Source organism: Arthrobacter sp. OAP107 (assembly GCF_040546765.1).
Classification (GTDB): domain Bacteria; phylum Actinomycetota; class Actinomycetes; order Actinomycetales; family Micrococcaceae; genus Arthrobacter.
Genome location: NZ_JBEPOK010000001.1, coordinates 4075557 through 4088496, shown reverse-complemented (window position 1 = coordinate 4088496; position 12940 = coordinate 4075557). Strand labels below are relative to the sequence as shown.

13 protein-coding genes are annotated in these 12940 nt (G+C 66.9%); 10 read left to right on the top strand and 3 right to left on the bottom strand.

The features are described from left to right. Positions 1-8: 8 nt before the first annotated feature. Together fdhA and ABIE00_RS18730 are read left to right on the top strand one after the other, a co-directional pair. Complete coding sequence (gene fdhA / locus ABIE00_RS18735; RefSeq protein ID WP_354262215.1) at positions 9-1220, top strand: formaldehyde dehydrogenase, glutathione-independent; 1212 nt, start codon at positions 9-11, stop codon at positions 1218-1220. A 162-nt stretch (positions 1221-1382) separates the two neighbouring features. Next, a complete protein-coding gene (locus ABIE00_RS18730) occupies positions 1383-1679 on the top strand; it encodes an Rv3202a family protein (RefSeq protein ID WP_354262214.1) in 297 nt (98 codons plus the stop codon). Between the two features lie 16 nt (positions 1680-1695). On the opposite strand, the gene ABIE00_RS18725 is transcribed toward ABIE00_RS18730, so the two are convergent. Further along, entirely contained in the window at positions 1696-2433 is a 738-nt protein-coding gene (locus ABIE00_RS18725; RefSeq protein ID WP_354262213.1) for an HNH endonuclease family protein, read from the bottom strand. A gap of 371 nt (positions 2434-2804) precedes the next feature. Here ABIE00_RS18725 and ABIE00_RS18720 point away from each other — a divergent pair, with 371 nt between their 5' ends. Then, the gene (locus tag ABIE00_RS18720) at positions 2805-3350 is read left to right on the top strand and encodes a YceI family protein (RefSeq protein WP_354262211.1); all 546 of its coding nucleotides are present in this window, start codon (positions 2805-2807) and stop codon (positions 3348-3350) included. 137 nt (positions 3351-3487) lie between these two features. On the opposite strand, the gene ABIE00_RS18715 is transcribed toward ABIE00_RS18720, so the two are convergent. Further along, positions 3488-4219 carry a GntR family transcriptional regulator gene (locus ABIE00_RS18715; RefSeq protein ID WP_354262210.1) on the bottom strand — a complete coding sequence of 244 codons (732 nt, stop codon included), beginning with the start codon at positions 4217-4219 and terminating at the stop codon, positions 3488-3490. 157 nt (positions 4220-4376) lie between these two features. Here ABIE00_RS18715 and ABIE00_RS18710 point away from each other — a divergent pair, with 157 nt between their 5' ends. The 7 genes from ABIE00_RS18710 (at position 4377) to ABIE00_RS18680 (ending at position 11520) form a co-directional block, all read left to right on the top strand. Next, the gene (locus ABIE00_RS18710) at positions 4377-5792 is read left to right on the top strand and encodes an MFS transporter (protein ID WP_354262209.1); all 1416 of its coding nucleotides are present in this window, start codon (positions 4377-4379) and stop codon (positions 5790-5792) included. Beyond that, the gene (locus ABIE00_RS18705; RefSeq protein ID WP_354262208.1) at positions 5789-6814 is read left to right on the top strand and encodes an L-idonate 5-dehydrogenase; all 1026 of its coding nucleotides are present in this window, start codon (positions 5789-5791) and stop codon (positions 6812-6814) included. Before ABIE00_RS18710 ends, ABIE00_RS18705 begins: the two co-directional genes overlap by 4 nt. A gap of 93 nt (positions 6815-6907) precedes the next feature. Further along, entirely contained in the window at positions 6908-8119 is a 1212-nt protein-coding gene (manD, locus tag ABIE00_RS18700) for a D-mannonate dehydratase ManD (protein ID WP_354262207.1), read from the top strand. A gap of 38 nt (positions 8120-8157) precedes the next feature. Then, the gene (locus tag ABIE00_RS18695) at positions 8158-9114 is read left to right on the top strand and encodes a PfkB family carbohydrate kinase (protein ID WP_354263424.1); all 957 of its coding nucleotides are present in this window, start codon (positions 8158-8160) and stop codon (positions 9112-9114) included. Between the two features lie 11 nt (positions 9115-9125). Beyond that, a complete protein-coding gene (locus tag ABIE00_RS18690) occupies positions 9126-10586 on the top strand; it encodes a mannitol dehydrogenase family protein (RefSeq protein WP_354262206.1) in 1461 nt (486 codons plus the stop codon). Beyond that, positions 10579-11202 (top strand): bifunctional 4-hydroxy-2-oxoglutarate aldolase/2-dehydro-3-deoxy-phosphogluconate aldolase, encoded by a 624-nt coding sequence (eda, locus tag ABIE00_RS18685; RefSeq protein ID WP_354262205.1) that lies wholly within the window; start codon positions 10579-10581, stop codon positions 11200-11202. The genes ABIE00_RS18690 and eda overlap by 8 nt, the downstream gene beginning before the upstream one ends. A gap of 120 nt (positions 11203-11322) precedes the next feature. Then, positions 11323-11520: a hypothetical protein gene (locus ABIE00_RS18680; protein ID WP_354262204.1), complete on the top strand. Its 198-nt coding sequence runs from the start codon at positions 11323-11325 to the stop codon at positions 11518-11520. A gap of 93 nt (positions 11521-11613) precedes the next feature. On the opposite strand, the gene ABIE00_RS18675 is transcribed toward ABIE00_RS18680, so the two are convergent. Then, complete coding sequence (locus tag ABIE00_RS18675; RefSeq protein WP_354262203.1) at positions 11614-12810, bottom strand: TerC family protein; 1197 nt, start codon at positions 12808-12810, stop codon at positions 11614-11616. Positions 12811-12940 lie beyond the last annotated feature (130 nt).

Sequence of the window (12940 nt, the reverse complement as noted above, 5' to 3'; positions counted from 1 at the left end):
GGAAAGAGATGGAAGGGAACAAAGCCGTTGCCTACAAGGGACCCGGCAAGGTGGAAGTCATTGATATCGACTACCCCACTTTTGAACTTAAGGACGGGCCGGGCGTAAACCCGGCCAACGTGGGGCGCCAGGTTCCCCACGGTGCGATTCTCAAGACGGTGGCCACCAACATCTGCGGCTCTGACCAGCACATGGTCCGCGGCCGGACCACGGCGCCGCCGGACCTGGTACTGGGCCACGAAATCACCGGTGAAGTGGTGGAGGTGGGGCCGGGCGTCGAATTCATCAAGGTCGGGGACATCTGCTCGGTGCCGTTCAATATTTCGTGCGGCCGGTGCCGGAACTGCAAGGAGCGCAAGACCGGGATTTGCCTCAACGTGAACCCGGACCGGCCGGGCAGCGCGTACGGCTACGTGGACATGGGCGGCTGGGTGGGCGGCCAGGCGAATTATGTCCTGGTGCCGTACGCGGACTGGAACCTGCTCAAGTTCCCGGACAAGGACAAGGCCATGGAGAAGATCCTGGACCTCGCCATGCTCTCGGACATCTTCCCCACGGGCTTTCACGGCGCCGTGACGGCGGGGGTTGGGGTCGGCTCCACCGTATACGTCGCGGGTGCCGGTCCTGTTGGACTGGCAGCGGCGACCAGCGCGCATCTGCTGGGTGCCGCCGTCGTAATTGTTGGCGACATGAACAGTGACCGGCTGGCGCAGGCCCGCAGCTTCGGCTGCGAGACGGTGGACCTCACCAAGGGCGGGCCGGCGGAGCAGATCGAACAGATCCTGGGTGTGCCTGAGGTGGATTGCGCCGTGGATGCCGTGGGCTTTGAGGCGAAGGGCCATGGCCACGATGCGAAGGAGGCGCCGGCGACGGTGCTGAATTCGCTGATGGACATCACCGCAGCCGGTGGCGCGCTGGGCATTCCTGGGCTGTACGTGACGGGTGATCCGGGCGGCATCGACGAGGCCGCCAAGAAGGGGGCGCTGAGCCTGAGCCTGGGCACGGGCTGGGCGAAGTCGCTGAGCTTCACCACGGGCCAGTGTCCGGTGATGAAGTACAACCGGCAGCTGATGATGGCCATCCTCAGCGACCGCGTGCACATCGCCAAGAACGTCAACGCGAAGCCGATTCCGCTGGATGAAGCACCGAAGGGTTACGCCGAGTTCGACGCCGGCGCCGCCACGAAGTACGTGCTGAACCCGAACGGATACCTCAGCTGACGCAGAGACGGAGCTGACGCAGGGAATTGGTGGACACAGGGCAGCGGTGCGGGGCCGCATGCTGTTCCGGCCCACGGGCTGGGCAGCGTGCGGCCCCATTGCCGTTGTCGTGGAGTAGGGCCAGACTCATGGAAGGACGGACCCAGCCGCAGGAGGAGATCCATGAACAGCCAGCCTGACGAAACACCGCTCGAGGTCCCGGAGGTCGACGCGTTCGAACAGCGCCAGCCTGCGGGCGGGGAGCCCGGGGACGAGGAACAGCAGCCGTTGCCTGAGGACGTTCCCGAGGCGGATGCCTTGGAGCAGCGGACCCCGCTGCGCTCCAGCGGCCCAGCCGCCGCGCCGGACCTTTCCGCCGAGGAAGCGGCCGAGGCCGATGCCATCGAGCAGGCGGCCGGAACGCCCGGCAACGATGATGACGACTACCCGTTCGCAGGTGAGCTGCCGGAGGAGGGCTGAGCGTCCCGTCTGACGGCTACTTACCTCCGGCCACCGTGCCGCCGCACTGGGCCAGGACAGAGGCCATCGCGGTGCGTTCGGCCTGGGTCACCCACAGCTTGTACTTCGCCTTGACCGAAATCTGCCGCGCGACGTACGGGCAGCGGTAGGCGCGGCTGGCAGGCAGCCAGGTGGCGGCGTCGCCGTCGGACTTCTGCTGGTTGGCCGGGCCGGAAGCGGCGAGCAGGTTGAGGGGATCGTTGGCGAGGGCGGTCCGCTGAGCCTTGCTGAGGCGCTGGGCGCCCTTCTGCCATGCGTCGCTGAGTGCTACGACGTGGTCGATCTGGACTGCGCTGCTGGTTTTGCTGCCCCGGGTGAAGGCGATGGTGGTGGCCGTGTACGGATCGGCGAGGGTGCCGGTCAGGACGATGCAGTCCTTTGTTCCGGGCTTGAACGTTGCGGATTTGAGGTCCCGGGCGAGGATGTCGTTGCGGGTGTCGCAGCCGTTGTGGTCGGTGTCGGACCAGGCCGGGCCGAATTCTTCCCGGTCGTAGCCGGTTTTCGGTGCGCGGCCCTTGACGGGCAGGGTGGCGAGTAGGTCGGCTGCCTTGACCGCGTAGCCGGGCGCGGTGCCGGCTGATCCGCCGGGGACGGCGTCCGACGACGGCTGCCGGGTTGCGCTGATGACCCCGCCGCAGGCGGTGGTGGCCAGGATAACGGCGGCAAGGGCGCCGGCTGCAAACCAGTTCCTTTTGCGGGGTGGTGCTTGGTGCAAGGCGGTGTACTCCCGTGGCGCTGGCTGTCGATTCAACGATCGATCGTACTGGCCGGCGGGACGGAACTGGCGGTGCCACGCGGATGACGTCCTGAAACGCAGAGAGCCCCGCACTGCCTGACGGCTTAGCGGGGCTTCTCCTAGCGGCAGGACCACCCCGGATGGGGGATACGCGGTGGGCCTGTTTCAAGGCTAGAGAAGTTTCCTGAAAATTGGCTAGGAATGTGCGGGTTTTCCGATGGACGCCCTGGGGCACCTTTGAGCGTCTGCGCGGCAGCCGGAGAAGCTTCTCGTCCTTGACTTCACAGGCCGGCTAAACCAGTGTTGAAATCGCACTGACCAGCAGGTTTTTCCTTCAAAGGAGATGCGTCATGACTCTTCCCGCAGGCCTGACCCCCGGTATTTGGACACTCGACATGTCCCACAGTGAGATCGGCTTCAGCGTACGCCACGCCGGGATCAGCAAGGTCCGCGGGCGGTTCCGGGAAGCAACCGGCGAGGCCCATGTGCGCGACTCCCTGGCCGACTCGTCGCTGCATGCCACGGTGAGCACGGCCAGCTTCGATTCCGGTGACGCCAACCGCGACGCGCACGTGAAAGGGGAGGACTTCTTCGACGTCGCGCAGTTCCCGGAGATGACCTTCAAGGGCACGCACATCGACGGTGACGGCGAGGACTACACACTCACCGGCGACCTCACCATCAAGGGCATCACCAAACCCGTCGAACTGGAGGTCGAGTTCACCGGCGTGGCCGTCGACCCCTTCGGCGCCACCCGCGCGGGGTTCTCGGCGGAAGCCGAGATCAGCCGGAAGGAGTTCGGCCTGACCTGGAACGCCGCACTCGAAGCCGGCGGCCTCCTGGTCAGCGACAAGGTAAAGATCAACCTTGAGGCTGCGCTGGTCAAGCAGCAGTAGATCTTCGATCCGTCGGCGCTGATATCCTCCGCGTGCTCGGTCGCGTGGACGCCAGCTGAGCGGACATGACGCTCCCGGATCGGCCCACGCCGTCAGGGTTCCCTGGCCGAGCTTGCGCGGTTAGGGAGACGGGGGGATTAAGAGAGCCGGGCGATGCTGCGGCGGACCGGGCGTGATGCCGTCCCGTCCGAGAAGAGTTCGGGTGAGGACGCCTGAATGCGCTTGACGTCCTCGAAGACGCCGCGCAGGTGGACCCGCAGGGAGCTGTCGGCTTCGGAGCGGTTGTTGGCTTCGAGCGCGTCCACCACGGCGGTGTGCTGTTCGATCAGCGTGGACACAGGCCGGGTGTCGATGAGGCTGAGCCGGCGGGCGCGGTCGAGGTGGGCCTTGGCCGAGTTGACCGCGGTCCAGGCGGACTCGTGCCCAGCCAGGCGGAGGAGCTCGCGGTGGAAGTCCTCGTCGAGCCGGAAGAACTCCTCGACATCGCCGGCGGATTCCGCGTCCCGCTGCGCAGCCAGGATCTCGCGCAGCCCGGCCAGTCCCGAGGCGTCAACCACGGCATCCTTCAGGGAAGCGCACTCGATGGCCTCCCGGACGAACTGGGCCTCGGCCACACGGCCCAGATCCACGAGCGAGACGAACGAGCCGATCTGCGGGAAGACCTGCACCAGGCCTTCCTCGCGGAGCAGGATGAGGCTCTCCCGCACGGGCGTCCGGCTGACACCGAGTTCCTGGGCGAGTTCGTTCTCGGACAAGGGCTCGCCGGGAGGGAGCTGCAGGGAGATGATGCGACGCCGGAGCGTATCCAGTGTCTGGTCCCGCACGGAGAGCCGCGGAGACTGCCCTTTTTCGGGTTTGCCGGTTGCCATGCATCCAGTGTAGCCATCGTTGACAAACTAGAATGGTAGTGCTTGTATGGTAGTCAGCAAACGGCCGCAGGATGGCTTTCCTGTCCCCCAACCGGCCGCTAATCCAGGCAGAATCTCTCCAACTCCCCCTTCTTCATCGCCTGCAAAGGAGCAACTGATGACCGAGAGCATCGCACCGCCCACCGCCACGACCGAAACGAGGACTACCAGGGACCTCGCGAAGGTCGCAGTCTCCGGCTGGCTGGGTACGGCCATGGAATTCATGGATTTCCAGCTCTATTCGCTGGCCGCGGCCATCGTCTTCAACAAGATCTTCTTCCCCGACGTCAGCCCGGTGATCGGCCTCATCGCAGCAATGGCAACCTACGGCGTCGGCTACGTGGCCCGTCTGGTCGGCGCGGTGTACTTCGGCCGCATGGGCGACAGGATCGGCCGCAAGAAGGTCCTCTTCATCACCATCGCGCTGATGGGTGCCTCCACCACGCTCATCGGTGTCCTGCCCACCTACGCCATGGTCGGCATCTGGGCGCCCATCCTGCTCGTGGCGCTGCGCCTGATCCAGGGCTTCGGTGCTGGTGCTGAAATCGCCGGCGCCACCGTGATGCTGGCGGAGTACGCCCCGGCCCGCCGCCGCGGCCTGATCTCCTCGCTCGTCTGCCTCGGCACCAACTCCGGCACCCTCGCAGCCTCCGCGCTCTGGGCCATCCTGGTGGCGGTACTCTCCGAGGACCAGCTGCTGACCTGGGGCTGGCGCCTGCCGTTCCTGGCAAGCTTCCTGCTGATGATCTTCGCCGTCTGGGTCCGCCGCTCCCTCAAGGAAAGCCCGGTCTTCGAACAGCGTGAGGACGTCGTAGACGGCGTCGCACTCGCGAAGAGCGACCTCGCCGCCGAGGCAAACTCTGCAAACGAAGCAGACCAGCCCAAGCACAAGCCCCAGTCCACCAGCACGATCGAAGCCGCGCTGCACCAGCGCAAGGGAAAGTCCTTCCTGATTGCCCTCGGCCTCCGCTTCGGACAGGCCGGCAACTCGGGCCTCATCCAGACGTTCCTCATCGGCTACCTGGCCACGGTCCTGCTCATGGATAAGTCCGTCGGCACCACGGCGATCATGATCGGCTCGATCATCGGCTTCGCCACCATCCCGCTGATCGGCGTCCTGGGCGACCGCTTCGGCCGCCGGCCCCTGTACATCATCCTGAGCTCCGCCACCGCAGTCTTCGCGATTCCCATGATGCTGATGGTCACCAGCGGCAACCCGACCCTCGTCACCATCGCCGTCGTCGCCGGCCTGAACCTGGGCGTGCTGAGCCTCTTCTCGATGGAGAGCGTCACCATGGCCGAGTTCTTCGGAGCCCGCACCCGCTTCACCCAGCTCGCCCTGGCCAAGGAAATAGGCGGCATCCTCGCCACCGCCATCGGCCCGATCCTCGCCGCCACGCTGACCGCCGTCACCGGGCACTGGTGGCCGCTGGCCGCCATGCTCATCGGCTACTCACTGATCACGCTGATCTCCGCAGCTGTCGGCCCCGAGGTCCGCGGCCGCGACCTGGTCCGTCTGGAAGACGCCGCATGAAAGCCGTCGTCGTCCACGGCGCCAATGACCTCCGCATCGACGAACGCCCCGAGCCCGTTGCCGGGCCGGGGGAGGTTGTCCTCGACGTCGAATGGGGCGGAATCTGCGGCTCCGACCTTTCCTACTGGCGCCACGGGGCCTCCGGAACCGCGCAGCTGAAGTCCCCGCTCGTCCTCGGCCACGAGGTGGCCGGCCGGATCGCCCAGCTGGGCGACGGCGTCGAAAACCTCGACGTCGGCCAGCCGGTCACGGTGCACCCGGCGGAACTCGTGGGGGACGGGATCATGCCGGAGCGGCTCAGCGGCCGGACCAACCTGTACCCGCAGATCCGCTACTTCGGATCCGCGGCCTTCGATCCCCACACCGACGGCGGCTTCAGCGAACGGAAGCTGGTCCGCGCGTCGCAGATCCGTCCGCTTCCCGACGGCGTGGACACCCTCCGCGGGGCACTTGCTGAACCGCTCGCCGTCGCCCTTCACTCGGTGGGGCGGGCGGGTTCGCTTGCCGGCCGGGACGTGCTGGTAAATGGTGCCGGGCCGATCGGATCCCTGGTGATCGCGGCCGCCAAGTACGCCGGAGCACGGACCGTCATCGCTGCGGACATCAATGACGCCTCGCTCCGGATCGCGGAGGCCATGGGCGCGGACGAGGTCCGCAACCTCTCCGGCGCGGCAACGCTGCCGGAGGACGTGGAGCTCGTGTTCGAGGCGACCGGCATCCCCGCCGTGCTGGCCGGCGTCCTCCGGGCCACGGCCCGCGGCGGCACCATCGTCCAGGTGGGCAACCTGCCCGGCGCCCCCGCCCCGGCCGCCCTCGGGGACCTCGTGACCCGGGAAATCTCGTGGATCGGCTCCTACCGGTTCGCGGACGAGATCACCGACGCCCTCAAGGCGATGTCCGAAGGACTGGACGTCTCACCCGTCATCACCCACAAGTTCGGCATCGACCAGGCAGCGGACGCCATGCGGGTGTCCGCGGACCCGGCCGCCGGCAGCAGCAAGGTCATGCTCCGCCTCTCCTGACCCAACTGACCTGCAGTAGTTGTCGTTTTGACGGCTCAAAACGACAACTACTGCGATCTACTTGCAAAACTCGACACCCAAAAGGACCCCCCAGTGAAGATCACCGACGCACGAGTAGTGGTTTCGTCGCCAGGACGGAATTACGTCACGCTCGTTATCGAAACCGAGGACGGGATTACCGGCATCGGCGACGCCACCCTCAACGGACGTGAGCTTGCCGTGGCGTCCTACCTCTCCGAGCACCTCTGCCCGCTGCTGATCGGCCGCGATGCGCGCCGCATCGAGGACGCGTGGCAGTACTTCTACAAGGGTGCCTACTGGCGCCGCGGGCCGGTGACCATGACCGCGATCGCCGCGATCGACGTCGCACTTTGGGACATCAAGGGTAAGGCCGCCGGCATGCCGGTGTATGAGCTGCTGGGCGGCGCCGCCCGTGAGGGCGTCATGGTCTACGGCCACGCCAGCGGCTCCTCGCTGGATGACCTCAGCGCGGACTTCCAACACCACCTGGACCTCGGCTACAAGGCCATCCGCGCGCAGGCTGCCGTGCCGGGGCTGGAGAAGACCTACGGGATCGGGCCGGTGGACGGCAAGACCTACGAGCCCGCCAGCGGCAACATCCCGCAGGAGGATCTGTGGGAGACGACGGCGTACCTGGACTTCGCGCCGAAGATGATGGCCCATGTGCGGGAACAGTTCGGCTACGGCGTGCACGTCCTGCACGACGTGCACCACCGGCTGACCCCGATCGAGGCCGGCCGGCTGGGCGCCTCGCTGGAGCCGTTCCGGCCGTTCTGGATCGAGGACCCGACGCCGGCCGAGGACCAGTCCGCGTTCCGCCTGATCCGCCAGCACACCACCACGCCGATCGCCGTCGGCGAGGTCTTCAACTCGATCTGGGACTGCCAGCAGCTGATCACCGAACGGCTCATTGACTACATCCGCACCTCGGTTTCGCATGCCGGCGGCATCACGCACCTGCGCCGCATTTTCTCGCTGGCGGACCTGTACGGCGTCCGCTCCGGCTCGCACGGCGCGGGCGACCTCTCGCCGGTGTCCTTCGCCGCGGCGCTGCACGTGGACATGAGCATCCCCAACTTCGGCGTCCAGGAGTACATGGGCCACCGGGACCCCGCCAACGAGGTGTTCAAGACCTCCTACACCTTCACGGACGGCTACATGCACCCCGGCGACGCCCCGGGCATCGGCGTCGAGTTCGACGAGGAGGCTGCCGCCAGGTTCACGTTCGACCCCAAGTACCTGCCCATCAACCGCCGCCTCGACGGGTCGGTGCATGACTGGTGAGCAATTCGACTGAAGCACAGCCGTTCGACGTCGTCGCCATGGGGGAGATCCTCCTCGAGGTGGCCACCGACGTTCCGTTCGGGCACGGTGTGCCGGCGCAGCTCGGCATCTCCGGCGACGCGCTGAACGTCGCGGCGGCTGCCGCTGCGGCCGGCGCCCGTACCGCCCTGCTGGCAGTACTGCCCGACGACGACCTCGGCCGGGCGGTCGCCGCCCGTATCGCCGAACTCGGCATTTCCACCGAACTCCTCAAGTTCCGGCCCGGCCAGCAGGGCGTGTACCTGGTGCATTGCGACCCCGACGGGCAGCGCGAGTTCTCGTACGCCCGCAGCGGCAGCGTCGGCTCCACGCTGGGGCCCGACGACGTCGACCCGGACGTGTTTGCCGCAGCCGGCGCCGTGATCGCGGGCGGCATCGCCTGCGCCATCTCGGCCAGCTCGCGTGCCGCCGTATACCGGGCAGCCGAGGTTGCCAGCCGTTTCGTCTTCGATCCCAACTACCGGCCGCGGCTCACCTCCGTGGAGAATGCGACGGCCGCCGTGATTGAGCTGGCGCCTAGGGCATTCCTGGTCACGCCGTCTTTCCCGGGGGAGACCTCCGCCCTGCTGGGCGCTTCCTCACCTGCCGAGGCGGCCGGGAAGCTGCGCTCGCTGGGCACGGCCAATGTCGCGGTGACCTGCGGGGCAGAGGGAATCCAGCTGGAAAGCGACACCGAATCCGCGTGGATCGAAGCCATTCCTGCACCTGCCGTGGTGGACCAGACCGGGGCAGGCGACGCCTTCGTGGGCACGCTGACCGCACGGCTGGTCCTCGGGGACAGCTTTCCCGAGGCTGCCCGGTATGGCGCGGCCGCAGCATCGCTCGTGGTGGGCGGCAAGGGCGGCACCGGCTTCATTCCGGGCTTTGAGCAGACCCGCGCCCACTCGCTGGGTCTGCAGCCGCTGGGGACGCGGGGCCTGGAGACACCCGAAGGAGAGCTGTCATCGCACGCCTGAGCAGTGCCACCTTGAGCGGCAACTTGAGCGACGCAGCCGCGTTCCCGGGCGCAGCGCTCCGCGCCAACGGCCTGAAGCCCGGCATCGTGCACCTGGGCCTGGGTGCGTTCGCCCGCGCCCACACCGCCGTCTTCACGGAGAACGCCATGCTGGCCAGCGGAGAAACCGGCTGGGGGATCACGGGTGTCACGCAGCGCTCAGACACAGTGGCACGGCAGCTCGCGCCGCAGGACGGGCTGTTCACCGTGGCCGAAAGGGGTGATGGCGCGGCGCCGCTCCGCGTGGTCTCCAGCATCGTCGACGCCATCTCCGGGCGGGACAACCCGGCCACAGTGGTGGACCTGATAGCAGCGCCGGAGACCCTGGTGGTCACGCTGACCATCACCGAGAAGGGCTACCGGATCGATCCGCACACCGGATCGCTCAACCTCGCGGACGCGGATGTTCAGGCGGACCTCGAGGGGCGTGCGCCGCTCACGGCCATCGGCCAGATCGCCCGCGGGCTGCAGCAGCGTTCGCAGACCGGCGCAGGCCCGCTCACCGTGGTCTCGTGCGACAACCTTCCCGGCAACGGCGAACTCACCGGCACGCTGGTCCGTGCCTTCGCGGCAGCACTGCCGGCCGCCGAAGCCGGACCGCTCACGGCCTGGCTGGACGCGAACGTCACGTTCCCCAGCACCATGGTGGACCGGATGGTGCCGGCCACGACGGCGGGTGACCTGGACGCCGTCGAACGTGAACTTGGACTGCGGGACGAGGCCGCCGTGGTGGCCGAGCCGTTCATGCAGTGGGTCATTGAGGACAACTTCGCCGCGGGCCGGCCGCGGTGGGAGGCCGCGGGCGCGCTGTTCAGCCGCGACGTCGCGGCCTGGGAGGCGGCGAAGCTGCGGCTCCTGAATGCGAGCCACTCGCTGCTGGCGTACCTCGGCCTCGCCGCCGGCAAGGAGACCATCAGCGACGCCGTGGCCGAGGACGCGTTCTTTAGCGCCGCCCGCCGCATGATGGCCGAGGACGTCCTGCCCACCATCACGCTTCCGGAGGGACTGGACGCGGACGAGTACTGCGCCCAGGTACTGACGCGCTTCGCCAACCCCGCCCTCGGCCACACCACGGCCAAGGTCGGCAGCGACGGGTCACAGAAGATCGGACTGCGCCTGCTCAGCACCGTGCGCGGAAATCTCGACGCCGGCCGCGAACCCCGGTGGGCGGCGCTCGCCGTCGCTGCCTGGATGCGGCACGTGGCCACCACTCCTGTGGACCAGCTGAACGATCCGCTGGCCGCCGAACTGCACGCGGCGCTGCCTGCATCGCGGTCCGCCGGAGAGGTCGTCCCAGCACTGCTTGGCTGCCGCAGCGTTTTCGATTCCGGACTCGCGGAGCATGCCGGGTTCGCCGGGCTCCTCATCCACTGGTACAGCATCATCGACACCCACGGGCTCGACGGCCTGAGAAAAGAGATCAACCATGGCTGACGCCACCAGCGTTCTGAACGTATCCCCGGTCATCCCCGTGGTGACCATCGAGGACCCGCAGCACGCGGTTCCCGTTGCCCGGGCCCTGGCCGACGGCGGCGTCCGGGTCATCGAGCTCACCCTGCGGACCGACACGGCGCTCACATCGCTGAAGGCTATCGCCAACGAGGTGCCTGACATCCTGGTGGGCGCCGGGACCATCCTCACTCCTGGCCAGGCTGACGCCGCCGTGGCTGCGGGTGCACAGTTCCTGGTCAGCCCCGGAGTGACCCCGTCACTGCTGGACCACATGCTCTCCCTGGAGGTGCCGGTCCTTCCGGGCGTGGCCACGGTGGGCGAGGTGATGGCCGTGCTGGAGCGCGGGCTGGACACCATGAAGTTCTTCCCGGCCGGTCCTGCCGGTGGCCCGTCCTACCTGGCGGCCATCGGGGCACCAATCCCGCAGGTGACGTTCTGCCCCACCGGCGGCATCAGCCTGGCCACGGCACCCGACTACCTCAAGCTGCCCAACGTCAGCTGCGTCGGGGGAAGCTGGCTGACGCCACGCGCCGCCGTCGAAAGCGGGGACTGGCAGCAGATCACCGAACTGGCGCGGGAGGTAGCAGCCCTGGGCTGATGAAAAGGTGCCCGGATCTACTTGACCGTAGATCTGTCTTCGGGACGCGCGTAGAGTCGGGAAAGACCGGTCCTAAACCCGGTCGCAGCCTGAACAGACGCACAACCTAAGGAGTTCATCATGAACTTGGGCAACATGATCAGGAATGCCGCAGGACGTATCTCCGGACGGACCACGCACGGGACAACCGGTGGATACACGAGGGGATACACGCGGGGCACCAGGCCCTACACCGCGGGACGGACCTCTTCCATGGGTCGCGGCCGCACCGCCGGCGGACTCGGCGACAAGATCCGCCACATGCTTCACAGGCACTAATCCATTAGGCACCCACAGCAACGCGGGGTCACTTGGCGCCCAATCCGGAGGGTTTATTGGGCGCCAAGTGACCCCGCGTTGCTGTTTCGCTGACTACTTGCCGCCGGCACGCTCCAGTGCCTGGTCGTGCTCGGCGTGGGCCTGGCGGATGAGGTTCATGAACTCGGTCTCGTTCCGGATGAGCCGCTTGTACTTCTCCGGCAGCTTCTTCAGTTCCTGCTCCTCGTGGACCAGCTTGTCGAAGATCCGCTCGCGCTCGGCAATGTCCGTCTCGTAGTTCAGGTCCACATACGTGGTGGCGTGCCGCCTTGCACCTGAGACCATGGCCTTGGCCTTCCCCTTGGGGCTGAGGAGGGAGCCGACAATGGTGACGGCGAGGACGCCGAGGATCACGCTGAGCGACTGGCCGGTGCTGATTTCGAGGACGTTGACATGTTCGCCGTCGTTGATGATCGGCAGGTTGTTCTCGTGCAGGGCGTGCAGGATCAGCTTCACGCCGATGAAGCCGAGGATGGCGGCGAGGCCGTAGGAGAGGTAAATGAGCCGGTCGAGGAGCTCATCGATCAGGAAAAACAGCTGCCGCAGGCCCATGAGCGAGAACGCGGTGGCCGTGAAGACGATGAACACGTTCTGCGTGAGTCCGAAGATGGCCGGGATGGAGTCCAGCGCAAAGAGGATGTCCGTGGCGCCGATGGCCACCATCACCAGGAGCATCGGGGTGAGGACCCTCTTGCCGTCCACCTCGGTGAAGAGCCTGTCGCCGTCGAAATGCTCGGAGGCGGGCAGGAACTTCTTGGCGAGCCGGACCACGAGTGTTTCGCTGTCGTCGTCGTGGCTGTCCGGCTTGAGCAGGTTGCCGGCGGTGATGAGCAGGATCAGCCCGAAGATGTAGAACACCCAGGCGAAGCTGTTGATCAGGGCCGCGCCGAGGAAAATGAAACCTGTCCGGGCGATGAGCGAGAAGACGATGCCGAACAGGAGCACCTTCTGCTGGTCGGCGCGGGGCACCTTGAAGCTGGACATGATGATGAGGAAGACGAAGAGGTTGTCCACGGACAGTGCCTTCTCGGTCACGTAGCCGGCGAAGTACTCGGTGCCCATCTTGGAGCCGCCGAACCCCCAGACGCCGAGGCCGAACACCAGTGCCATGCCCACGTAGATGGCGGACCACGTGGCGGATTCCTTCAGGGACGGGGTGTGGGCCTTGCGGACGTGGAAGAAGAAGTCGAAGGCCAGGAGCGCGACGATTCCGGCGATCGTGAGGATCCAGACGATAGGGGGAACTTCCATGCTGCCTCTTTCCTGAGCGCTGCGTGCGGGCGGTGCGGGGCGGGGCTTGGAATCAACCCTACCCACTGCGCTCCTTCCCCTATACCCAAGTGACTCGCAGTAGTTGTCGTTTTCAGCCCTCAAAACGACA

Excerpts from the sequence above, each read along its gene's own strand:
- fdhA (WP_354262215.1), top strand. The coding sequence starts at position 9 with ATGGAAGGGAACAAAGCCGTTGCCTACAAGGGACCCGGCAAGGTGGAA.
- ABIE00_RS18705 (WP_354262208.1), top strand. The coding sequence starts at position 5,789 with ATGAAAGCCGTCGTCGTCCACGGCGCCAATGACCTCCGCATCGACGAA.
- ABIE00_RS18730 (WP_354262214.1), top strand. The coding sequence starts at position 1,383 with ATGAACAGCCAGCCTGACGAAACACCGCTCGAGGTCCCGGAGGTCGAC.
- ABIE00_RS18695 (WP_354263424.1), top strand. The coding sequence starts at position 8,158 with ATGGGGGAGATCCTCCTCGAGGTGGCCACCGACGTTCCGTTCGGGCAC.
- ABIE00_RS18680 (WP_354262204.1), top strand. The coding sequence starts at position 11,323 with ATGAACTTGGGCAACATGATCAGGAATGCCGCAGGACGTATCTCCGGA.
- ABIE00_RS18710 (WP_354262209.1), top strand. The coding sequence starts at position 4,377 with ATGACCGAGAGCATCGCACCGCCCACCGCCACGACCGAAACGAGGACT.
- ABIE00_RS18720 (WP_354262211.1), top strand. The coding sequence starts at position 2,805 with ATGACTCTTCCCGCAGGCCTGACCCCCGGTATTTGGACACTCGACATG.
- ABIE00_RS18715 (WP_354262210.1), bottom strand. The coding sequence starts at position 4,219 with ATGGCAACCGGCAAACCCGAAAAAGGGCAGTCTCCGCGGCTCTCCGTG.
- ABIE00_RS18675 (WP_354262203.1), bottom strand. The coding sequence starts at position 12,810 with ATGGAAGTTCCCCCTATCGTCTGGATCCTCACGATCGCCGGAATCGTC.
- eda (WP_354262205.1), top strand. The coding sequence starts at position 10,579 with ATGGCTGACGCCACCAGCGTTCTGAACGTATCCCCGGTCATCCCCGTG.